The organism is Streptococcus parasanguinis, assembly GCF_001069785.1.
GTDB lineage: Bacteria > Bacillota > Bacilli > Lactobacillales > Streptococcaceae > Streptococcus > Streptococcus parasanguinis_T.
Window position 1 is genome coordinate 1 of the sequence record NZ_JVSR01000010.1, and the last position, 201, is coordinate 201.

Consider the following 201-nt stretch of genomic DNA (forward strand, 5'->3'; position numbering starts at 1 on the left):
CTCTTTGTCATCATCAACGAGCTTGTCGCCTGTGATATCGAATTTTTCTTCAGAAACAACGTATTTCTCTGGTTGGAACTTAGGTTCTTCCGGAGGAGTTACACGGTTGTTAAATTCTTTATCCGCAATGTCGCCTACAGTTGCCACAAGAACTTTAGCTGTACCATCGTGTTTCACTGTGACTGTTACATTCGCTTTCAT

Annotated in this window: 1 protein-coding gene; it reads right to left on the reverse strand. The window is 41.8% G+C overall.

Annotated elements, in window-relative coordinates; translation table 11 throughout:
* Positions 1-201 (reverse strand): hypothetical protein (locus tag ADG03_RS00905; RefSeq protein ID WP_049520945.1); only part of this gene is annotated, 201 nt, incomplete at both ends.